Source organism: Chitinophaga sp. RCC_12, assembly GCF_041360695.1.
Taxonomy (GTDB): domain Bacteria; phylum Bacteroidota; class Bacteroidia; order Chitinophagales; family Chitinophagaceae; genus Chitinophaga.
In genome coordinates, this window is sequence record NZ_JBFUPS010000012.1 from 92,722 (window position 1) to 113,825 (window position 21,104).

The window sequence follows — 21,104 nt, forward strand, 5'->3', positions numbered from 1 at the left end:
GATAAGATTTCCGGAAATACCTCTTTGTAATTCGTAATTTTATTTTCTACGTATTATGTTTGCAAAAAATAAAAAAAATGGATTTACAACAACAAATACTGGCTGCCTGGGCTGATCGCAGCCTCTTACAGGAGACACAGTACACAGATGCAGTTAAGGCGGTGATAGAAGCGGTAGACAAAGGACATCTGAGAGTTGCGACGCCAACAGCAAACGGCTGGCAGGTGAATGAGTGGGTGAAACAGGCTATTTTACTGTATTTCTCCATTCAGCCAATGGAAACAATGGAGGTGCCTCCGTTTGAGTTCTATGATAAAATGAGATTAAAGTCGAACTATAAAGAACTCGGCGTAAGAGTAGTTCCCCATGCAGTAGCGCGTTATGGCGCATTCATTGCCAAGGGCTGTATCCTGATGCCATCCTATGTTAACATCGGCGCTTTTGTAGATGAAGGAACGATGGTAGATACCTGGGCAACAGTAGGCTCCTGCGCACAAATCGGTAAACACGTGCACCTGAGCGGTGGCGTTGGTATTGGCGGCGTACTGGAACCGTTACAGGCCAGCCCTGTAATCATTGAAGATGGTTGCTTTATCGGCTCCCGTTGCATTGTGGTAGAAGGCGTTATTGTAGAAAAAGAAGCGGTATTGGGCGCCAATGTGGTGCTGACGCAATCTACCAAGATCATTGATGTAAGCGGCAGCGAGCCAATAGAATACAAAGGCCGTGTACCTGCCCGCAGCGTGGTAATTCCGGGAACTTACACCAAGAAATTCCCTGCAGGCGAATACCAGGTATCCTGCGCACTGATCATTGGTCAGCGCAAAGCCTCTACAGACCTGAAGACCAGCCTGAACGACACCCTGCGTGAGTTTAATGTAGCGGTATAATTTTTATATATTGACGAACGGCGCCTGTTATGGGCGCCGTTTTTTTATGTCCTGAAAAAAAATTTGGTTAGTTTAAAAAAGTGTTTACTTTTGCAATCCGTTTTACGGGGACAAGCGATGCCCAGATGGCGAAATTGGTAGACGCACTGTGTTCAGGTCGCAGCGTTCGCAAGGATGTGCTGGTTCGAATCCAGTTCTGGGCACGAAATTAAAAAAGGCTTTAAGTCATTGGACTTGAGGCCTTTTTTGTTGGAATCAGTTTTGTTCTTTTGGGATGCTGAAGAATACCGGATCAAGTTGACGGCTTCATTGAGTCGGGTGGTTCGATAATGGCTTCCGTCAAAAGTCAGTTTTTCGGGGAAAATCGAACCATCGCTTGCTTTCTAAATGAATAATTCCCTCACTCCATTAACTTCCAATTAACGCTTATCGTTCTTTCGTTAGCTAATTTTCATGTTATTTATTCGACATGAAAATCCAACTTCCCGAAACATACATTCATACCCTTGAATCGCTGAAGCAAAAGATACAGCATGCAAGGATGAAAGCGGTTCTAACGGCTAACGTCCAACTATTGGCAACGTATTGGGAGATTGGCAACACTATATCGCAGCAAGAGCAGAATCAGGGATGGGGATCAAAAGTGGTAGAAGAGTTAGCCAGAGATTTGAGTATAGCATTCCCCGACTTTAAGGGCCTTTCTCCCAGGAATCTTCGTTACATGAGAAACTTTGCCATAGCATGGCCGGAACTATCTGTATTTAGTGACCAGGCCACGGCTGGGGATATGAATTCAATTTTGCAGCAGGCTGCTGCAAAATTACCATGGTTTCATATATGTACGCTTCTGGATAAAGTAAAAAATCAATCAGAGCGGAACTTTTACGCCGAAAAGGCCGTAGAAAATGGCTGGAGCAGAAACATTCTGGTGCATCAGATTGAATCAGGATTGTTTAACAGACAAGGTAAAGTACAGAATAATTTCGCCAATACCTTGCCTGCTATTCAAAGTGAATTGGCGAGTGAGTTGTTTAAAGACCCTTATAAATTTGACTTTTTCAATCTTGCTAATGAGGCTAAAGAACGAGACTTGGAAAATGCCCTGGTGGATCATATTATGAAATTTATGCTCGAAATGGGCAAAGGATTCTCATTTGTAGGAAAACAGACATTGATAAATGCAGGAGAGAAAGACTATTATATAGATTTGCTACTGTATCATTTAAAGTTACACTGTTATGTTGCTATTGAACTGAAAATTGGGGAGTTTAAACCCGAATATGCTGGGAAAATGAATTTCTATCTTTCAACTTTAGATAATAATTATAAAACGTCCGGGGATACTCCCTCCATTGGATTAATTCTATGTAAGAATAAAGATCGGGTAACTGTTGAGTATGCATTAAAAGATGTAAATAAGCCTATGGGAGTAGCCGAATATCAGCTCACACATCTGATACCTAAAAACCTGCAAGGCCAGTTACCTTCAATAGAAGATTTGGAAAAAGAGCTGAAGAAAGAAGTTACTTATGCAAAATCCAATCAGAAGAAAAGGGAACAACTGGGAACATTTTTGTCAAAGCTGTCACCACAGGTATTCAGAAAGGAGAAATCAATGCCTGTCATTAAAGAGCTGTGGGACGAAGTTTCCTATAAATTGAAGCCAGCACTGGAGAAAGCATTTAAGCCAGAACAAAGGTTATTTGAATATCTTGGAATAATCAGAAGTATTGACAATAAAAATGCCGAAGGCATACTGGCATCCCAGTCTCTTAAACTTCACACGAAAGAAATAGGATTACATGTCAAAATGGATACCTTTAAAAGCGCAGGATCAAAAGCATTCTCTATATCAAAAGTCCTTCGAATAAAATTACAGGAATCTTCCTATACACTTTCACATAACTCAACAAGCTGGCTAACTAAGCGATATCACGAGACCTTCACAGAAGAGGAAATAAAGGTAATTAGTGGACGACTATCGAATCTCGCTCTCGCTGAAATCAATAGAAAGTTAAAGCAAATAGTTGGCTAATCAAATGATAACATTTAATAACTGAATGCGAAGCATGAAAAAGAATCCGGTAGTTTTGGTTTTACCAAAACATAGCTGGCAACCAAGAATATTGCAATGTTGAAGGCTCTTAGAGACTTCCGTCGCGTTTCTTTTCACCGGCGTAGGACATTGACCGATCTGCTGATTGTGGAAGAGGATGCAAGTGAAAAGAAAAAGTCAGCCGCGTAGAATCGGTTCCAGAAAAGTACACTCCGGTGCACGAAATTAAAAAAGGCTTTAAGTCATTGGACTTGAGGCCTTTTTTGTTGGAATCAGTTTTGTTCTTTTGGGATGCTGAAGAATACCTCTCTTTACCTTTAAACTCCGTAAAGGTCTTTCCATCATAACTTTACTCAGCAGCCGCCTTTGCGAGGGGCACGTTTATAAATTATTTTACCATCTTGTTCTACATAATCGCCCGATACAATTGGATATGAATACTTGGGCGCGTACGATACAAAATGGCTTCTTATAATTATTTTGTCGTTAACCTTCAGGCTATGCATTTGCTGAAATTCATTAGCGTTTTCCAGCCCAAAACTAAGAATATAATCGTCATCATTAATCCTGACCATCACTCCGAAACCTAATCGTGAGCCTGGCGGAAGAGAAAGAGAGGTCACAACAGCTTCCATATTGGTAGAGTCACTTATATGGTTCTTTATTTTAGCCGCACCGGCAAGCACTTTTTGACCTTCGGGAGACGCTTTCCATTTTTTGAACCTTATACCCTCAGGGGTAGCTTCCCATTTTCTCAATTCGGCTTTCATTTCAGCAGCAGAGAGTGGCTTTGGGGCTGATTTTTTAGCAGTCTCATTTTTGATTTCGCGATTGGCAAATACTAGTCCGCCTACCACCACCAGCGGTAAGATGAGCGCATAAATAGCTTTTTTCATATTTTTTGTAGTTTTAATTAACATAAATCTATCTTCTGGTAAATCAGATCCGTTTAAGGCATTCCTTTTTATTTTTCGTATCCCTTTAAAGTTGGTGCAACAAAAATACTTTGATTTATTTCAGCCTAATGGATCTGTATTGTAAATAGAAGTGTAAACTTTGTAAATAATATCTTGACATTGTGCTTGTTAGCAGAAATCTCCTGCCCGTCAGACGAAAGCACCGGGGCGGATGGGGCTTTTTGTTGCTATCTTCACCAAAGCTGGCTTGACCGGCTGCTTTATATTAACTATCATGACAGATTTATCTCCTGCTGAGCATCAAATTCACCGTGTCACGAATTTTCAGGACCTTGTTGCTACGCCATTCAGTGGAGAAATGAATGCGATTTGCTGGCCCCGTCAACTAACAGGTGATTTTTCTGAGATTGTAAAAAAGGTAGCGCTAAGCGGAAATATTACGACCATTGAAGAAGAGGAACTCTGTGAACTTCAGCTGAGTGAACAAGGGCAACTTGCCCGTGAAATTCTTTTACATGACCTGGAGGTATTGAAAGGTCACGGTGCATCGCCCATCCTTAATGTGATCAGCTACTACGACCGGGATGATACCTTTCCTTTTTTTCCAACCGATGTTTATTCTTTTCATGTAGATCGCTCTCCTATACCAACCGATACCTTTTTATGCACTTACTATGGTGAGTCGAGTGAAATATTACCAAATTCACAAGGCAAAAAGAAAGTACTTATTCCCGCAATACGGGATGAACTCAAAAAACTATATCAGGGAGCAGCGGAAGGTTTTGAATCATTCTTAAGCGACCATTTCTTTGATCTGCATTACCAGGCTACACCTGATGCACGGCCAATAAGCTTAGGGCTTGGTCACCTATGGAGGCTGGCGGTTGATCATCCTGAAAGCCAGGTGCCTCCCTGTATTCACCGTGCTCCAACGGAAAAACCCGGAGAGAGCAGGTTGTTGCTGATCTGTTGACGCAAACGATAAAGAGGTGGTCCATTACTTTTGACCACCTCTTTTTTATTTATGGTTTCATCCAAACCAACTTCCAATTTAAATCCCGGCCCCGTTGTTCCGCTTTTACAACTACATAGGTCTTACTCTCCGCATTATAATCATACGCCTTAAACAATCCCTGGTCATGATCCCTTTTCTCAGATGGTTTAGCAAAAAAATAATCCACTGCAGGGATTTCCTTATCACCACTCAGTTTATAGCAAAACGCATCACAATCGTCCAGTGATTTTACTTTACGGGGATCTTTTCCTGCCTGTACCCTTTCAATATTGTCCGCGTCATCATTCAGGAACAGGTAATTAGTACCACCTGCACTCAGGTAGTTAAATGCTTCCAGCGGAGAAGGCTGTTTATACGACATTTCGAAGGCGTTATATGCATTGTAAAACATAGGAGTCCTTAACATCTCTGCGCGTAAATGACGTCTTGGCACTCTATAGTGTTGTATTTCTTCCCCATCATTTGCCAGCACGCTCACGGTATAATCTTCCATATCATAACCGGTGGAATATTTATCGGTTCTAATGGTAAGCTTTTCATATACCGCAGAGAATGAACCATCCTCATTTACAAAAAGGTTCTGTGGGGCACCATCCTTGTTTTTACCGACCGGTAACCTGGCTGAAGCCGTCTTTCCAAAGGGGTCTACCACCGTGGCTGAATAGTCGTTTTTTGCAACTACTTCCAGTAGCATCATTCTTTTCGATACCGGATTATATCTTGCTACCGAAGAAGAAGCAGGCTTTTTCGAAGTGCCAAGTTTATCTATTACCAGTAAGCTATCGCCTGTGGTGAGCGTACCAAATATCAATTCACATTCCTTACCACCCGAAGACCTGGTATTATAACCATACGCTAATACGCCCAGTTTGTTCTTCTCAAGAGGGGCCATACCCAGGTATTCAATATACTTATACTTCTCTTCGGGTGATTTATAAAATGCATGACTCAGCTCTTTATTGTCTGGTCCATAGATAGCAACAACCACACGTTTATTCCTGTCGGGCTGAAAACTGTTCATGGCTATTACCGCGTACCCGTTTCCTTCAGGCATTTTCTCGGAAAAAAAATCTGGTTCCGGCACATCAGCAAATGCGATACCAGCGAGTTTGAAATAGGAAACTTTTTCCAGTTCTCCAATCGTACCCTCGTCTTTTAACGCCCCGGTTTTACCGTCAATCACCAGCCGTTGTAATACTACCTGGTGCTTATCTACAGCGCTCACCAGCACTACCACATCTCCATTCATATCATACAGTCCTTTGACTTTAAAACTGCTGCCCTTACCAAGGTGGGGATGTAATTGTTTGGTGGCTTTTACCGTGAATTTAGGGCTGTATACCCTCACCGTCAACGACTTCTTACTCAGGCCAAGATAAAATGTATTACCATTGTCCATAAGTAATACCCTTTGAATACCGACAGATTCATCTTCTCCAAAAACCGGGCTTTGTGACACAATTTTAATTTGCCCAAAGGCAAGAATACCCAGTAACATGAATACGGGTATAGCAAACAAACATTTCATAGTAGAAATATTGAGGGAACGAACATACAAAAATATTCCTGTAAGAAATGAACTATCAGTATTATATAAGATATTAAGTCGGGGCATCGCGCGATTCCAGCGGTAACTTAATTACCATTGGCTATGGCCCCGTACAGGAGAGTACACCGGGGAATAAAAGGGAGAATTACCATTGTAGCTGCCTCTGCTTACGCCAACGCTACCTGAAATGGAGAATGTTTTATCGTTGCTAATATACATGACCCCAATTTTAGCATCAGACCAGGCGGCAAAGTTATTCGTTTGTATCCAGCTCTGGTTCTTGTTAACCGCAGGTTGATAAGGCACGCTGTTATAACGGAAAACATAAGGGGTTACCGATACTCCGCCGAAGGCGTACAGGTTATTGGTTAACTGGCGGTTAACCTGCAATGCCAAAGGCACCGACAGGAAGGAACTGCTACCTCCTTTAAATCCCATGAAGCCGGTAGAAAGGCCGGCATACTTTGTAACAAACCATTTCTTATGGAGACTACCGGTATCACCTACCTGTTGACGGTGTCTGAAAGCCGGTTCCATGCCATTCATAGCCCCGAAAGAGGAGTCTATCTGTGCATTTACCGTCATACCTGACATTAAAATAACCGCAAAAAGAAGTGTCCGTAACATACCATTAAAGATAAGCATCCTTTTTTACTAAAATGCTAACATAATCACAATATCTGAATGGCTACCTGAAATTATTTCAGAAAACCCCTATCGTTTGCGCCGCCCAATCGTCAAAAGATAAAATAAAAGGCAATAGATACTTTACCGCATATACGCTATTAAGTAAAAGTTAATCGTTCGCGCTTAAAACAAAAAGCCCGCTCAATGAGCAGGCTTTTAATATAAAGTCAATGTTATCCTTACCAGTTATTTTTTCTGCTGCGCAAGATAGCTAACGAGCGATGCAAGTTCCTCGTATGATAATGCGTTGGCAAGGCCGGTTGGCATCATCGATGTTTTCATTTCCTTACGGGTCAGGATATCGGCCGTTTTAACGGTGAATACCTGGCCGGTGATATCTCTCATAACAACCCTGGCGGAAGTTTCTTCTGTAACAAATCCCATATAAGACTTGTTGCCCTTCGCCGTGATCATCACCGTGGCAAATCCCTGTGAAATAGATGCGTTAGGCTTGAGAATAGATTCCGTGATCTGCTCCCGGTTCATGATGGATCCGATCTGTCCCATAAAAGGACCTTTCATTGTTTCTCCTTTATTGATACTGTGGCAGGCCACACAACCCTGGATGGTAAACAATTGCTTTCCCCTGGCCGGATCTCCCTTTAATTTATTAATGGCCAGCAACACATCTTCGATAGATGATTTGCCTACCTGACCTTTTTTACTTTTTATCTTTTCCAGGTCTACCTTAGGTTCTTTCACCGGAGCCGCTATCACTTTTTTCTCTGCTGCGAAAGCAGGAATATCCATCCTGTTGCACGCGTCGAGATCCCTGAAAAACGCTTTGCCGGTGGGGCTTGTTTTCAGCGATTCCTTTTTAAGGAATTTTTCGATAGCCGGTGATGCTTCCCAGGTTACCGCTTTGTAATAGGGACCATGCGAATCGGGCCTGGTTCCCCACCACCATGATGCATCATAGGTGTCTTCTTTTTTGTAGAGGCGTGCTAAGGTGGAGATGATCTGCCGTTTTAACTTCGCATCTTTCGACAGCTCGTAAGCATTTATCAGGCCGTCCACTGCTTTCGGATCATGCATGTATCGTAGGGCCCACAACGCAAGCGTGGCGTTTTCGGTGCTGATGGCTGCTACGGCGGCATCTACGGCGTGAAGGTTTACAAGGGCCCGCACTGCCAGGTGAGGCAGTACAATCGCTGCATTAGGCGTAGCATGCGGTCCTTCGATATCTTTAACCGGTGCAACAAATGAGGCAGGCACTTTGGTTTGCAGCAAAGCGCTGGCAGTTTCAATACGACCTAAACGTCCAAGTCCTATTATCGCAGCAGCCTGCACGCGCGGAGACGGATCTTTAAGTCCTTCCAGGAAAGGTTCCGTGGCAACATCCTTCAGGAGGCCTTTCCGGTCTGCCAAAGCGCGCAATGCATGTTCCCTCATGGTGGCATCTTTTGTTAAGGCTGTTAAAGCGGGGATGCCTTCTGCACCGGCCATTTGTGCGTATGTATAAAGACCAGCCACACGTGCAAATAACGGCAGCTGCGCATCTGAAGCGATTCCAAGAGCTGCGGCAATCGCGTCTTTACCTGCGCGTGCGATTAATTCCTGGGAGGCATTTAAACGGGCTACCGCGCTGGCCGATTTAAGCAACCGGGCCAATTCTTCAACGGAGGCCTTGGCCACATCAGGGAATGGCTGGTAAGTCCAGTTGTTTGGTACCGCGCGGATTACATAGCCTTTCTCCGGGCTGCCGGAATAGCCTGCGCCATCCCATGCGGAAAGGTAAAGCCGGCCGGAGCCGTCAACATCCAGATCTGTAATCTGAGGCAATCCTATAAACTCCTCTTCTTTTTGGGTGAAGGTCGGGCCATCAGGCGTTACGCGGTGAATATACAGCATGCTCCGGCCCCAATCTGCCATCATGGGAACGTTATTGTATTTCTCCGGCCAGTTTGGTTCCGCCATATATAAAGCGCCTGTGCCTGAGCCACCGCCAAGGTCTGCAAGCGCTGGTAATATTTCGTCTGTAAAATGCTGAAACAGTACCGGGTATCCATATTCCCCGGATTGGATATGGTGGGAAAACCGCACATTCCATCCACCGCCGTCATTGGTATTTTCTCTTGTAAAAATATTCATGTAGGGGTCAATGGCCACGTCATACACGTTGCGTGTACCATGGGTAAATATCTCCATTTCGGTACCGTCGGGGCGTACCCGTACGATACCGCCGCCAAGCATGGTCAGTTTCTTACCGGAACGGTCTGTTGCATCATGAAATCCAAAATCACCTACCGCAATATAGATCCAGCCATCAATACCCATCCGGATACCGTTAGTGGCATGATCCGTTCCCCGCTCCTGGATGTATTTGGTATTACTGAGGTTTTCGATCAGTGGCTGGGGAGGTCCGTCTGCTTTTCCGTCCCCGTCTTTATCTTCAAAAACAACCAGCGCCATTCCTGACGCTTTACCGGTTTCTTTGGAAAATGTAGTGTGCAATACAAAAACCCGGCTGCCCTGCACAATGATGCCACGGGGATTATCCACCGTTGCAAATTCAATGTGCTGGTCCATTTTACCGTCGTTGTCGTTATCAATAAGCTTAAGAATCCGGCCTTTGCCGGGGTCTTTTCCTAATGAACCGATCATATCCACTCCTACAAACACTTCGCCGGTTGGCGCCACTGCAAGGCAGGCGGGACTGGGCGTTATATCCGGACCGGAAAATCTTGTAATAGTTAATTCAGGGGGATTGGGAGCAGTGGTTTGAGCGTCTCCAATAAATTGATTTGAGCCAATAAATACTGCAAGAGAATAGATCAGGCCGAGAGAAATTTTCGTCATTTTGGTTCGCTGTGTTAAGAAGATAGTATTGTTCAGTGCTTTGCCAAAAGCAAAGGTCAATATAGAAAAAATAAACTTTCAGGCCGGAATTATTTGGCGAACGGCACCAGGTGCTGTTGAATGCGGTGCTATTTCCCCTCTATCAGCTTCAACACATATTCCATCTGTGTATCGCGGTTTTGCATAAAATCGCTGAAGGACGGCCACACGGTATAATCGGGAATAATACCTCTACCTTCCGGCTGATCCGGTTTTACAGGCGCGTCCTGCTCCACATAAACAATAGAGAATTTCGTTTTTATTTTTGAGTGCGGCAGTTCGTATATCATGGACGCATGGCCGTTATGGACATAATAACCACCAACAGTTTCTACCCCTACAATGGTCACATTGCGGGCATAGGCTTTTACGAGAGAAGCCAGGTGAGAGGCCGCCGATGCCACGTTTTCATCAATCAGTAAATATAACTTTCCTTTGAAACCGGGACTCTTAGGGTGGTACACCGGGTTGTACTTCGGGTTTTGCATATTCCTGCCGTTGTGCAGTGCCGGAAAATAATCCTTCAGAAACGCTTTTCCGGCAACTTTGCCCGCCGAATCCAGTCTTTCCGCGGTGGACACGCCCCAAAAGTATTTTTCATACGGAATTCCGTTGTCAAAGATGGTATATGCCAATGTATTCTCTTTGAAGCTTGTATCCGTGAGGTACATCATCGGTTGTTCAAAAGTAGGATCACTGCCGCCGGGATTACCGCGGATATCCAGGATGAGGTGCGGGATATTGTTGTGGCTAAGCGCCTGGAATACGCTGTCGAGAAACGCTACATATACCGGGAAAGCCGGATCAGCCGCGTCGCTGGCCATGGAAAATATCCGCAGGCTCAGTAAACCTGTTGAAGGGTTTACCATCTTAAAACTGTATTTGGGCTGCACGTTATAATCGATCAGGCTGTCGACCGGTGCGCTATGACGCCGCATTAAATTTGCTTTTTGTTCTTCCAGGGATACCGCCGGTACTGTAACGGTTTGCTGTTGGGTAGTGCCCGGGGCTGTAAACCGGATGACGAAGCTATCATTAATGCCATACTCATACAGGTAACGCAAACCATAGCTCCTGTTCACGCTGCCCGATTGCTTTTGTGTCCGGATAAATCCATCGGACGTCATGTACTTGTAAAAGGATTGCATCAGGTCTTTGTCTGCAACGCCGTTGATACTCATTATCCTTGATCCTACGGGAATATCGGGCGTTTTGCTATTGAAGATCATATTACCGTCAATATACTTCAGGGCAAAAGGAAAGAAGCCACGCTGCCGGTTGAAGTACCCGACCAGGGCGGCATCCGGCTCTGTATAATTATGACAGCTTCCTTCAAAATCGGTGAGCTGCAAAATGATCTTATAAAAAGCCACAGTGGACATAGGCTGACGCACCTGCCGGAAGGCCCATTGGTAGATGCTGTCGATTTGTTTCGGGGTGCGGTAGCGATACAAACCAGAGTTGGCCTTTTTACGGATATCGAGGAACACCTGCAGGTCCTGCTTCATTTCACCGGGGTTAAGCTGCCGGTTGTAGATGGAGAGGCTATCGATAGATTGGTTGGCATTGGATAGATGTTTGGTTGATTGTGCCCATCCCTGGTGCACCAGCAGTAGCAAAAACAGTACTTTTCTCATGTGGTTTTAAGATATCAGGGGCGAATCTACAAAAACCTGTCAGAATGTTGCTATGCAGTCCCGCATATTATTCGGCGTTGATGATTACCTCATCAAAACAGATACAACTCCCTCGCTTTTCCATTTCGCGCAATCTATTATTAGCTTTTATCAATTCACTATCAGGTTTGTTGCTGGCAGAATCCGATGTGGTAACTGATGGTAGTCATCAGATGGGCAAATCAGGATTAGTCTTGGTTTGTTCATTTCTATTATAAGGAAATAGATTTCTTTATGAGTGCGGTTAGATTAGTGAGATGTTTGACAAACCATTGGGGTAATTGATCAAGGCTTAGGCAATATGCTATTTTATCATTTTTTAGTTGTGCGAGCAAAATATGATTACTTTCAGAGGTATCGATTATTTCCAGTGTATCCAGTACTTTATAATGCTGATTTAATTTCTCAAGATGCCATAAAAATTATCTTCAATAACGTTACGCGGCACATAATGTCCCCCTTCCTTAGTGCGGTCAATTACCCTCAATTCTGATAAATCGGGATCATCCAATCCAAGAAAAATCATATTAACATTATAACCAGCTTCTTTAAAGCGTTTTGGAATATTCCATGTGGCGTCATTTGTAAAATGTCCTTCGTAAACAAAGTCAGCACTGGCAACTAGTGCCTTCTCTACAAGATTATCAAATGTATCTTCAACGAAAGCCAATGCCAATTTTTTGGCTTCTTTGTGGGCACGAATTCCCTCAGCCCACAGCTCCTTTTGTTTTTGCATATACAACTTATCTCCATCAAAAATGGAACACTTCTGTTGTATCTCCAATGGAAGAAAGCCTGCTCCAACGGAAGATTTACCAGCACCATTAGAGCCCGTGATAATAAAAAGTGAAGGCATGTAATTATTCAAGATTGTATTGTTCCCGTATTTTTGCCGCTTCTTTATTTGAGAGATCGCGAATAAGCAAAAAATCCCTATTATTTGGGGCTAAGGTCATAAGGGAAATTTTACCACCAGGATATTCAAAATAACATTGGTGGGCAGGAAGTTCCTTTGAATTAATCATAAAAGGGCGGCCGTTTGAAAGTTTTGCCTGCCTAAGATTTCTTACTGCGGTATTCCCACGTATTTCGACTGGATTACTCATGTATAAAATACTAATTATCAAATATTTACAATTCTATAACTTTCAATCAAAGATACTAAATTTCCATTGGATTTTCTTGACGATTTTACGATATCCCTGGCTTCAAATATCACACGATCATTATCATCGTGTTTGCAGTAAATCTATTACTGAATACGGTAAAACAATTATTTAGTATCCCAAATTTTGGTCATTCATTAAGAATCTTTACGTCATCAATTAGTATTTCCCAGTATATTATATTTGTATAAATGTACTTAATTGGGAAGTCGCGCTAACTATGTTATCAAAAACGGTGATCAACTCACTATCCACTATCACCATTGGCGGGCCACCTCTATCGCCTCAGACTTATATCTCGGTGAAAAGACCTTTCCACAATATGTAAGCGAATGTACTATTCACGATGAGTTAATGGACCCTGTATGGATGGAAGGTTTTGTAATACTCGATATGGAAGAAAAACGGCTTGGTTTCTGGGCATGTGATCTTGAATATGAAACTTCCATCTTACGTTACTATTTATCTGCACTGGAAATGAAGAGGCCTGGCTGGCAGATTATATATTTAGCTCATGAAATGTATGATGCGGAGCTATTGTTCGGCCTTGACTATGTTTCACAGCAAACCGTCACTAAATTTGAATGTATTGATCCTGCAGATGTTATTGAAGACCCTTTAGATGACTATCCATCTGTATTGTTCCTCATCAGGCAAAACGATAAACTTTTTGTTGCTGAAACGAATATTACGCTGGAGTCTATTATTTGTTATGGCAAAGGTATTATTACGCTGCTGGAAGCAAGACATTCAACACCAGCAGAGGGTGACGCACGGTGAGCATCAAATCCTTTTCTAGCTCTTTCCGGTGGCGCCTGATAAACACCGTACAATCCCTCTGAAACCACCTAGAAGTGCAATAGCAACAGGCGTTTACCTACAGAAGCGGTGCAGGAAAGGTGGACTTGATCAGGAGATGTGATTGGGATGAATTTGATCTTCGCGAAAGGTATTTCAGGAGAGATGATGATGTGATTTTTATTGATACGATGACCTTTTTACGCTCCCAAAGCGGCCGGACGCACACTTACGGGCATAACAACGCACAGAAAGGCGGTTTCCTTTGCAGGGAAATATATGCTGATGGAAGTGGTGATGATTATCCGGTTGCGTAATCTACAGCATACGCTATGCCATGACTATGGCGTAACTCATTCCCGTTGCCGCGCGGATGCCGGCAACGTTGTTTTCTTCGTGGCAGGCAGCGGGTGATAAGGCAGCACTCTTTTTACATGAGGCATCCTGTTTACTTTAACGGGCTGCTTCTTTGTGGCAGCAGGCGTCATCACCGCTATGATGTCAGCGGCCTTGCTCCGGCGGTTTTCAATAGCAGCGCCGTGTTCATATGCTTTTACCTGTAAAGTAACAAGCAATGTTCCTTTCCCGGGAACGGTGGCGGCCAGTTCAGCGCCGTTGAAAGGCCGGCTCAAATCAATTATGATGGCCGAATCAATACACCCTGTTACCTGCCGTTGCGCGAAGTTAATACGAACAGCCACCACCCTAATTTCCAGGTGCGTTGCTTTGGCGGGTGGCCACAACTGCTGCGCTGGTATATGCAGCATTCCGCCGGATGTGATAACGGGTTGGTGCGAAAAGAACTGGTCCACGCCGGTGTGCGGGTTAAACCGGAAGCCTTTCAGCTCCGTGAGGCGATCCTTTGTTGCGGTGATCAGCGCTTTGTTTAAGCGGTTCACCAGCGTGCCATAGGGGTTTATTTCCAGGTGGGGAACAATGGCCTGCCGGATCAGTTTCCCTTTCCTGCTGGCGATACCAAAGTCACGTGATGCCCGCCGCGTAGCGGTAGTTTGCTGTACTACATCCGGCATGCTGCGGAGGAAGTAGGTTCCATTTCTCCGGTATCCTATGACGTTGCCCAATTTACCGGTGAATTGGAGCAACCCTGTTTGTTTTGCCATAAGGGGTTAACATTTTTATTGAAAATACGAAATTATTTTCAATGAAATCAGCGGCAAAACCATCACTTTTTTAACTTCTCAATGGTCAATCCCATTTCAGCCAGCCTGTGGCCAAGGTTGGACAGGATATAGTCCTGCTCCGTTGGAAATCTCTCTGCTATCTTTTTATACTCCGGCAATAATCTTTTATCCTTCACTCCGGATAGTGCCTGCAATGCAGCATGCACCACATCATTTGAAGGATCATTTAACCCATTGATAAAAACATCCAGGTAGGCAGTCTTCTTTTTAAGTTTTCCTAAAGTGTAAAAAGCTGTTTTGCGGATATCTTCGTTGCTATTGGCTGTCATCGGGATAATTAAATGCGCATGATCTCCCTTCATTTCTCCCAGCAGGTAGGTGCAAAACCGGAATGTTTCTTCATTCCGGATACTACCGATATTTTTTTCAATGATCTCCCGCCATTCCATACTTTTATCTTTTGCGTACCACCAGATAAATTGAACAACGGATAAGAGATCAATATCGCTGTAGGCCACCAGGTAAGGCTTTGCCAGTGGGTAGCTGAACTTTGTGAGCGCCTGCAGCCAATGAAGTTTGTATTCCTCTTCTGCGCCCCGGTATTCCCTTTCCAATATTGCAGCAACCGCCGGTTCAATGCTTTGCTTGTTCAGTATACCGGAGATACAATTCAGCCGGGTTGTTTTATCCGAGGCAGCATGGTATTTTTCCAGCAGAAAAGTTACACTACCTCCTATGGTATAGCCAAACCACGAAACGCCGTCTGCCAACAGATCTCCGGAAATTATTTCATCCAGCCAGCGCTCATACCAATCGAGGAAATTATTTTCAAAAGTGAATTTTGGCTTTTGCCTGTCTATATCAATGTTTACCACCTTGCCGGCATGTTCCCCGTTTAACACCAGGCCGTGAATATAGGCGCATCCCTGTGATCCGATGGGTAAAATCCCGGTATAAATATTTTGTATGGCGGCATCGTATGCTTCATCTGAAAGATCCTCCCTTTCTGTTTCCTTTATGAGATTATTCCATTCGTCGTCTGATATACCGGGGTAAATTTTTACGGGTTCACTTAAATATTTTTCGGGATTACTTGCCAGGTCATTCGCACCTTTCTTCAGCGGGTAAATGCCATAGTACGGACCTGCAGCTGAGCCGGCCTGGGATACTCCTCCATGTCCCACATGGAGCAGGAATGCCCTGAAACTTCCGGGTAAAGAAATATTGTATTCTTTTTCAAAACCCGAAAGTTCGGCTTCTTCCAGTGGTGCATGGATGATGTATTTATGATAGCTGGCGCCGAATACTTTCAGCTGTTGATCCTTTTGCTTTGCTGCTTTTAATTTGGTGCTGATCCGTTCTATTTGTTCCTTAAACTGATGCATGGGTTAATTTCTAATTAATAACTGATATGCAGTATGTTTTTGTATATTACATACTGTCGGCCAGCTGGAGAAAGACCAGGAGAACTCCTTGTTCCTCCATAGCATTTATCCAGCCGGGTGTTCATCTACTAAAACTATCTATTTAATTTTTAAACAAAGTTCGAAATTTTTTACATTATGTTAAACTTTCTGAAAACTCAACTGGGCTTCACGCCGGCAGTATTTGGTGTATTCGTTGTTTTAGGTGTTATTGAAATTGCTAAACTCGGCTATAGTCTTGGCGTTTGGCTTAAGACCTTTTAATTAGCCCGTTACCCTCTTCTCCCGCTGATAAGTAAGCACTACTACCCCACCACCCAGTATTTTTGTATCAGAGAGATGCAGGCCACCGGGAAGTTTTCCATCTTTAAAGAAACGTTTCCCGCTGCCCATGATGATGGGGTGTACAAAAAATTTGTATTCGTCGATCAGATCGGCTTTGATAAGCGCGTCTACCAGGATGGCGCTTCCTTCTACCTGGATTTCCTTGCCGGGTTGTTGTTTCAGCCGGGTGATTTCTTCTATGACATTGTTTTTTATGATCGTGGTATTTTCCCATGCGGCCGTTTCCAGCGTGGCAGACACCACGTATTTGGCTACACTGTTTAGTTTTGCGGAGATGCCCATTTCGTTGTTTTTCATCTGCGACCAGTAGGGCGCCAGCATTTCATATGTTTTACGGCCAAAGAGGATGGCATCGCAGGCGTGAATGCCTTCGCTGATCAGCTCCTGCCGGGCGGGGCTGTCGTAGGGCATAAACCATTCTCCCATCGTTTCTGCATCAAAGATACCGTCCAGTGTGATCCATTCGGAAATGACTAACTTTCTCATGTTATTTTGTTTTTGTTTTTTGATGATGATGATTGTTTACAGGTACAAAATAACCGCACCTTTCCCCCTTATGATAGAAGAAACCCGACAAAATGAAAAGGAGGATTAACCGGGGAAGTTGTTCGCCTGTTTTACATACTCCAGGGGAGAGTAATGGGTAAAGTCTTTAAATGCGCGGATCAGGTGACTTTGATCTGCATAGCCGTTTTCCAGTGCCACGTCGATCATGTCTGAAAAGTTATTCTGACTAAGCTGGCGGAAGGCGGCGTTGAACTGGCAGATCCTGCTGTACATTTTTGGCGTAAGACCAATGTGTTGTTCAAACAAACGTTGCAGTGTGCGTTCCGTAGTATATACTTCTTTCTGAAGATCGTTCATTAACAGGGTACCCTTATTTTTCTGAATAAGGCGGGTGGCAAAAGAAATGGTTTCGTTTACCCGGATCTTTTTTGACCGCACCAATGTGAGTACATAATTATTCATCAGTTCCAGGCGGCCGTGTAAAGAGGGCGTATTGAGCAACTGCTCTTTCAGGCTCATTTCCCTGGCGGCATCATCGTAGCTCAGGTCCATACCCTGGTCCGTGAGTTCTTTGGCATTGTATCCAAAAAGGGAGGGCAACATATAGGGGTACAGGAAATAGGCGATCACGGTTATTTCACCTGCCGTGTAAAGCTGGATGGGGCGGGTATTTTGACCGTATAGTACCAGGTGATGGCTTTTTTTTGTGCTGCTCAGCATTCTTGCCGGATCTGTTAACTGGAAAGTAATACTGGGATACCCGTTGGCGATGAGGGGAAGAACTGCTTCATAGAACATGCTGTTATTTTCAAGCACCACGATGTTGCTTACATAATCAGCGATGGAAGGAGGAGGCGTAAGTGTTTGTACTTTCATTCCCGGGAAAGATATAGGCTAATTTAGGAAAAAACAATGGTTGTTATTCGGCCTTTTCTCTCCGGAGCCTGAATTCCAGTCCGTCTACCACATCTCCTTCCATGCGCAGCCTGATGGTAAGCGGCAGCTTCGCAGGAGTGGCGGTCATACCGAGTTTTTGTAACTGTAGCGGGTCTATTCTTACCGTATAGGTTCCGGGCGGCAGTCCCATATAATTGAAATAGCCATCTGCTTCCGTTTGCGCACGGGCTACCAATGTGGAATCATTTCTGTAAAAACCGATGGACAGGCGGCCTATCCCCTTTGTTACGTTTTTTTCTTCCAGGATTACTTTACCGGATACTTCACCCATAATCACCACCGGCACTTCCACCAGTTTCATCTGGTTGGGATCTATTGCTACACTGATAGCGGGTTTCTTTATCTGCCAGGCAACATTCTCAAAACTGTTTTTTCCCAGTTCGATAAAATAGTATTCGTAGGGCTCCATATTAACGATGCGGATGGTAGTATCGTGCTGGTTCTGGAGAATCCGGCCGCCGTTGCAGTTTGTTTTCAGGCCGTAAGCTTTGGGCTCACCGGGATCGCGGCGGTCGTTGGCGTTGAGGTCCAGGAAGGGCAGCAGTACCACGCCTCCTGTTCCTACGCTGGTGCGGTTGCTGAATCCTGCGAATTTGGTTTTATCATCGTATACCAGGCTGCCGCGTGCAGATTCTACCAGGGTGGTCATATTAGTTCCTTTCCAGGCAGAAAACCCGATCTGTGAGAAAGCGAAATCATAACGCAAACCTATGCCCACATTTGTGATATTACTCTTATAATTACGTTCATAGGATACGTTCATGTAGCCATGTCTGAAAAGATATTTACCCAGCTCGCATCTTACCGCCATCAGGCTGTTGCTGTTGTATTCATATTGTACCTGGGGGGTAATTAAAATTTCTCCCGGCAACCGGTAGGTGAGCGCGAGGTTGGTATATACAAACGGCGGTTCGGGTTTTATGAAGATGGCATAGGTATTCACGTTAACGCCTACACGGAAAACTGCCCCGGACACCAGCCATTCAGCGGTCGTATATTTTGTTTCCGGTAAGATGATCTGGTTGAGTGTGACGCGGTTGAAGAAAGAGAATTTTTTTGCCAGGAAGGGCTTTGAAATAATTAACTTTCTTTCTTCCACAAAATTATAAATAATGGCCTGCTGACCTTTTTTATACCTCGTATAAAACAGCTCGAACTGTAAGTTGGAAGGCATACGATATGTGAGTATGCCGCGTCCCCGTACGCCGTAGGTATAATCGCCCGCCAGCAGAAGATTGGATGCCACACGGGCAGAAGCCATCACAAAAGGCATGGCCTTTCCGGTGGGTATGGACGACAGGTATTCCATGCCTCCGCCTACCGTTACATTCCGGCTGAGGCCATAGTTCATTTGCACCCGTGAGAAGATACTCCGGTGTCCATCTTCCACCATACCGGCGCTGGCAGTATATTCAAATTCATGCAATGGCAGGAAGTTGAAGGGGATGCTGATATTTTCCTCCCTCGACCGTTCCTCTCCCCAGGGACCATAAAAGCGAAGCCGCACCACAGAGTTTCCATATACAAGCGGCACCTGGAAAGTAAAGAAGCCGGCTGCATCTGCAGTTGTATAATCCACCAGGGCATTGTTCACATATAATTCCACGGTCCATCCGGGATCTGTAAAATCGCTCAGGGTATAGGAACCATAAGAGCGCCTGTAGGAAGTGGGGGTATTTGTAAACTGCACGCCTACCACCGGATCAAAGATAGATGCCGTGGATGGCGTGAATATTTTACCTGCAATGATCTGCCGCAGGGCGCTGTGATCGTTATTCACATACCGCCACCGGTAGTATTGCTGCCGCTGGTCGAACGGCTTGATCAGGGCGCTGTCGTGGCTGTAAGGCAGCTGCTGCTGTGCATAGTTGTTGTAATTAAGCGATACACTGGTTTCACCTCCCAGCACAACGCCCCCCATAGCAAGGTTTAACCAGGTATTACCGGCGCCGCCTTCAGGGCGTTGTGTGGCTACCACCGACCAATCGGCCATCCCAATGCTGAACATCTGCCTACGGGGGCCGATGATAGTATCTGCTTTCAGCTCTCCTTTTAACCGGCTGATATTCCGGCGCATCATTTCCTGCCGCATTTCCCTGATAGCAGGCAGCTCCTGCCTGGTTTCCAGTTTAACAGAGAGTGAGCGGAAACTAAATTTACACTGCAGTCCGAACACACTTGCAAACATGCCGGTTTTCAGGTAAAGCGCGGTTTCTGTGCTCACCATATCATCTTTATTCAACGGCACGATTTTATCCTGGTAGTAAATCACATTGTTTTTTTTATCTACCAGGAACGGGGCGTTTTCATTAATAAAGAAACCATATATAGAATCCATGTGGGGTGAAGCCGTGTTTCTTATCTTCAGAAAATTAAAAATATCGGTGATAGATAAGTAGGCAGAATCATTGTTGATAACGGCGGGAATTTCGGCTCCGCCTATTCCCTGCACCACCACGAAAACAGAGGTTTCATAAAAAACAGGTTCCGGCTCTATGGCTGTGGCTTTCAACGGAGCGGCAAACAGTATAGCGCAAAAGATCATCCACACCGGCGTTACCCGGAATATGCTGCGCAGGCAGCGGAGGATGATATTTTTGCTTCCTGTTGTCATATCCGTTATTCCTGGATAAACGTGACGTTAAATACGCCGCTGTACGAGCCCGATGGATTGGATGGCGGACTGCCCACGGTGAGCGTTCCGCCGATCCTCACCAGGTTCCTTGCCGGTGGTGTAGCAGTTGTAATAAATGAGCTTCCTGTGCTGGCGGCGCCTACATGTAAAGTGATGGTACCGCCATTGCTCCCGGTGAGAATGACATCGGGTCCGTTCAATATAGAAATGAGTGTACCCCTGTTTGCTTCTATTTCAAAAATGGCGGGTGAAAACGGATATCCCAGGTTGGCCTGCACCACGCTGCCGGTTACTGCGCGCGAGCCATCGGGATAGATGATCACTGTTCCGCCGGATAATCCCTGGAAGAAGGCGCCGAAGATGAGACCCTGCGCAGGGTTTACGTATACGGCAATAGGGCGCGGAGGCGGCTCCTGCGCAGATGCGGCCGCATATCCCGACAGCACCAGGATACCTGCTACTATTAACCGGTAGCGGAACTGCCTGAGAAGATCCATATCTT

The 21,104-nt window shown here is 44.8% G+C and carries 17 protein-coding genes and 1 tRNA gene; 5 read left to right on the plus strand and 13 right to left on the minus strand.

Annotated features, from left to right (window positions below):
• Nucleotides 1-77 precede the first annotated feature (77 nt).
• The 3 genes from AB6805_RS27915 (at nt 78) to AB6805_RS27925 (ending at nt 2,925) form a co-directional block, all read left to right on the plus strand.
• The gene (locus tag AB6805_RS27915; RefSeq protein ID WP_370912717.1) at nt 78-890 is read left to right on the plus strand and encodes a 2,3,4,5-tetrahydropyridine-2,6-dicarboxylate N-succinyltransferase; all 813 of its coding nucleotides are present in this window, start codon (nt 78-80) and stop codon (nt 888-890) included.
• Between the two features lie 119 nt (nt 891-1,009).
• Nucleotides 1,010-1,093, plus strand: a tRNA-Leu gene (locus tag AB6805_RS27920).
• A 266-nt stretch (nt 1,094-1,359) separates the two neighbouring features.
• Complete coding sequence (locus AB6805_RS27925) at nt 1,360-2,925, plus strand: YhcG family protein (protein WP_370912718.1); 1,566 nt, start codon at nt 1,360-1,362, stop codon at nt 2,923-2,925.
• A gap of 374 nt (nt 2,926-3,299) precedes the next feature.
• On the opposite strand, the gene AB6805_RS27930 is transcribed toward AB6805_RS27925, so the two are convergent.
• Nucleotides 3,300-3,842: a hypothetical protein gene (locus AB6805_RS27930; RefSeq protein ID WP_370912719.1), complete on the minus strand. Its 543-nt coding sequence runs from the start codon at nt 3,840-3,842 to the stop codon at nt 3,300-3,302.
• A 295-nt stretch (nt 3,843-4,137) separates the two neighbouring features.
• Between AB6805_RS27930 and AB6805_RS27935 the strand changes: the two genes are divergently transcribed.
• The gene (locus tag AB6805_RS27935; protein WP_370912720.1) at nt 4,138-4,836 is read left to right on the plus strand and encodes a hypothetical protein; all 699 of its coding nucleotides are present in this window, start codon (nt 4,138-4,140) and stop codon (nt 4,834-4,836) included.
• A 49-nt stretch (nt 4,837-4,885) separates the two neighbouring features.
• On the opposite strand, the gene AB6805_RS27940 is transcribed toward AB6805_RS27935, so the two are convergent.
• The 6 genes from AB6805_RS27940 to AB6805_RS27965 all read right to left on the minus strand — a co-directional run bounded on the left by AB6805_RS27940 (nt 4,886) and on the right by AB6805_RS27965 (nt 12,734).
• A complete protein-coding gene (locus tag AB6805_RS27940; RefSeq protein ID WP_370912721.1) occupies nt 4,886-6,406 on the minus strand; it encodes a hypothetical protein in 1,521 nt (506 codons plus the stop codon).
• A gap of 111 nt (nt 6,407-6,517) precedes the next feature.
• Complete coding sequence (locus AB6805_RS27945) at nt 6,518-7,012, minus strand: hypothetical protein (protein WP_370912722.1); 495 nt, start codon at nt 7,010-7,012, stop codon at nt 6,518-6,520.
• 288 nt (nt 7,013-7,300) lie between these two features.
• On the minus strand, nt 7,301-9,913 hold the full coding sequence (locus AB6805_RS27950; protein ID WP_370912723.1) for a c-type cytochrome: 2,613 nt from the start codon (nt 9,911-9,913) through the stop codon (nt 7,301-7,303).
• A 128-nt stretch (nt 9,914-10,041) separates the two neighbouring features.
• Nucleotides 10,042-11,589, minus strand: coding sequence for a S41 family peptidase (locus AB6805_RS27955; protein ID WP_370912724.1), 1,548 nt, complete (start codon nt 11,587-11,589; stop codon nt 10,042-10,044).
• A gap of 436 nt (nt 11,590-12,025) precedes the next feature.
• The gene (locus tag AB6805_RS27960; protein ID WP_370912725.1) at nt 12,026-12,484 is read right to left on the minus strand and encodes a zeta toxin family protein; all 459 of its coding nucleotides are present in this window, start codon (nt 12,482-12,484) and stop codon (nt 12,026-12,028) included.
• Between the two features lie 4 nt (nt 12,485-12,488).
• A complete protein-coding gene (locus AB6805_RS27965) occupies nt 12,489-12,734 on the minus strand; it encodes a hypothetical protein (RefSeq protein WP_370912726.1) in 246 nt (81 codons plus the stop codon).
• A gap of 261 nt (nt 12,735-12,995) precedes the next feature.
• Here AB6805_RS27965 and AB6805_RS27970 point away from each other — a divergent pair, with 261 nt between their 5' ends.
• The gene (locus tag AB6805_RS27970) at nt 12,996-13,574 is read left to right on the plus strand and encodes a hypothetical protein (protein ID WP_370912727.1); all 579 of its coding nucleotides are present in this window, start codon (nt 12,996-12,998) and stop codon (nt 13,572-13,574) included.
• A 371-nt stretch (nt 13,575-13,945) separates the two neighbouring features.
• Here AB6805_RS27970 and AB6805_RS27975 read toward each other — a convergent pair whose 3' ends face one another.
• The 6 genes from AB6805_RS27975 to AB6805_RS28000 form a co-directional block, all read right to left on the minus strand.
• Complete coding sequence (locus AB6805_RS27975) at nt 13,946-14,713, minus strand: hypothetical protein (RefSeq protein ID WP_370912728.1); 768 nt, start codon at nt 14,711-14,713, stop codon at nt 13,946-13,948.
• A 62-nt stretch (nt 14,714-14,775) separates the two neighbouring features.
• Nucleotides 14,776-16,119 (minus strand): SMI1/KNR4 family protein, encoded by a 1,344-nt coding sequence (locus AB6805_RS27980; protein ID WP_370912729.1) that lies wholly within the window; start codon nt 16,117-16,119, stop codon nt 14,776-14,778.
• A 303-nt stretch (nt 16,120-16,422) separates the two neighbouring features.
• The gene (locus tag AB6805_RS27985) at nt 16,423-16,989 is read right to left on the minus strand and encodes a dihydrofolate reductase family protein (RefSeq protein WP_370912730.1); all 567 of its coding nucleotides are present in this window, start codon (nt 16,987-16,989) and stop codon (nt 16,423-16,425) included.
• 105 nt (nt 16,990-17,094) lie between these two features.
• On the minus strand, nt 17,095-17,886 hold the full coding sequence (locus AB6805_RS27990) for a helix-turn-helix domain-containing protein (protein WP_370912731.1): 792 nt from the start codon (nt 17,884-17,886) through the stop codon (nt 17,095-17,097).
• Between the two features lie 43 nt (nt 17,887-17,929).
• Nucleotides 17,930-20,581, minus strand: coding sequence for a hypothetical protein (locus tag AB6805_RS27995; RefSeq protein ID WP_370912732.1), 2,652 nt, complete (start codon nt 20,579-20,581; stop codon nt 17,930-17,932).
• Nucleotides 20,582-20,586: 5 nt separating this feature from the next.
• Nucleotides 20,587-21,099, minus strand: coding sequence for a DUF4402 domain-containing protein (locus AB6805_RS28000; protein WP_370912733.1), 513 nt, complete (start codon nt 21,097-21,099; stop codon nt 20,587-20,589).
• Between the last annotated feature and the right edge of the window lie 5 nt (nt 21,100-21,104).

Bases quoted from the DNA above. Each gene is read 5' to 3' on its own strand.
- AB6805_RS27985 (WP_370912730.1), bottom strand. From the start codon at position 16,989: ATGAGAAAGTTAGTCATTTCCGAATGGATCACACTGGACGGTATCTTT.
- AB6805_RS27915 (WP_370912717.1), top strand. From the start codon at position 78: ATGGATTTACAACAACAAATACTGGCTGCCTGGGCTGATCGCAGCCTC.
- AB6805_RS27935 (WP_370912720.1), top strand. From the start codon at position 4,138: ATGACAGATTTATCTCCTGCTGAGCATCAAATTCACCGTGTCACGAAT.
- AB6805_RS27930 (WP_370912719.1), bottom strand. From the start codon at position 3,842: ATGAAAAAAGCTATTTATGCGCTCATCTTACCGCTGGTGGTGGTAGGC.
- AB6805_RS27990 (WP_370912731.1), bottom strand. From the start codon at position 17,886: ATGAAAGTACAAACACTTACGCCTCCTCCTTCCATCGCTGATTATGTA.
- AB6805_RS27925 (WP_370912718.1), top strand. From the start codon at position 1,360: ATGAAAATCCAACTTCCCGAAACATACATTCATACCCTTGAATCGCTG.
- AB6805_RS27955 (WP_370912724.1), bottom strand. From the start codon at position 11,589: ATGAGAAAAGTACTGTTTTTGCTACTGCTGGTGCACCAGGGATGGGCA.
- AB6805_RS28000 (WP_370912733.1), bottom strand. From the start codon at position 21,099: ATGGATCTTCTCAGGCAGTTCCGCTACCGGTTAATAGTAGCAGGTATC.
- AB6805_RS27975 (WP_370912728.1), bottom strand. From the start codon at position 14,713: ATGGCAAAACAAACAGGGTTGCTCCAATTCACCGGTAAATTGGGCAAC.
- AB6805_RS27950 (WP_370912723.1), bottom strand. From the start codon at position 9,913: ATGACGAAAATTTCTCTCGGCCTGATCTATTCTCTTGCAGTATTTATT.
- AB6805_RS27960 (WP_370912725.1), bottom strand. From the start codon at position 12,484: ATGCCTTCACTTTTTATTATCACGGGCTCTAATGGTGCTGGTAAATCT.
- AB6805_RS27940 (WP_370912721.1), bottom strand. From the start codon at position 6,406: ATGAAATGTTTGTTTGCTATACCCGTATTCATGTTACTGGGTATTCTT.
- AB6805_RS27965 (WP_370912726.1), bottom strand. From the start codon at position 12,734: ATGAGTAATCCAGTCGAAATACGTGGGAATACCGCAGTAAGAAATCTT.
- AB6805_RS27995 (WP_370912732.1), bottom strand. From the start codon at position 20,581: ATGACAACAGGAAGCAAAAATATCATCCTCCGCTGCCTGCGCAGCATA.
- AB6805_RS27980 (WP_370912729.1), bottom strand. From the start codon at position 16,119: ATGCATCAGTTTAAGGAACAAATAGAACGGATCAGCACCAAATTAAAA.
- AB6805_RS27945 (WP_370912722.1), bottom strand. From the start codon at position 7,012: ATGACGGTAAATGCACAGATAGACTCCTCTTTCGGGGCTATGAATGGC.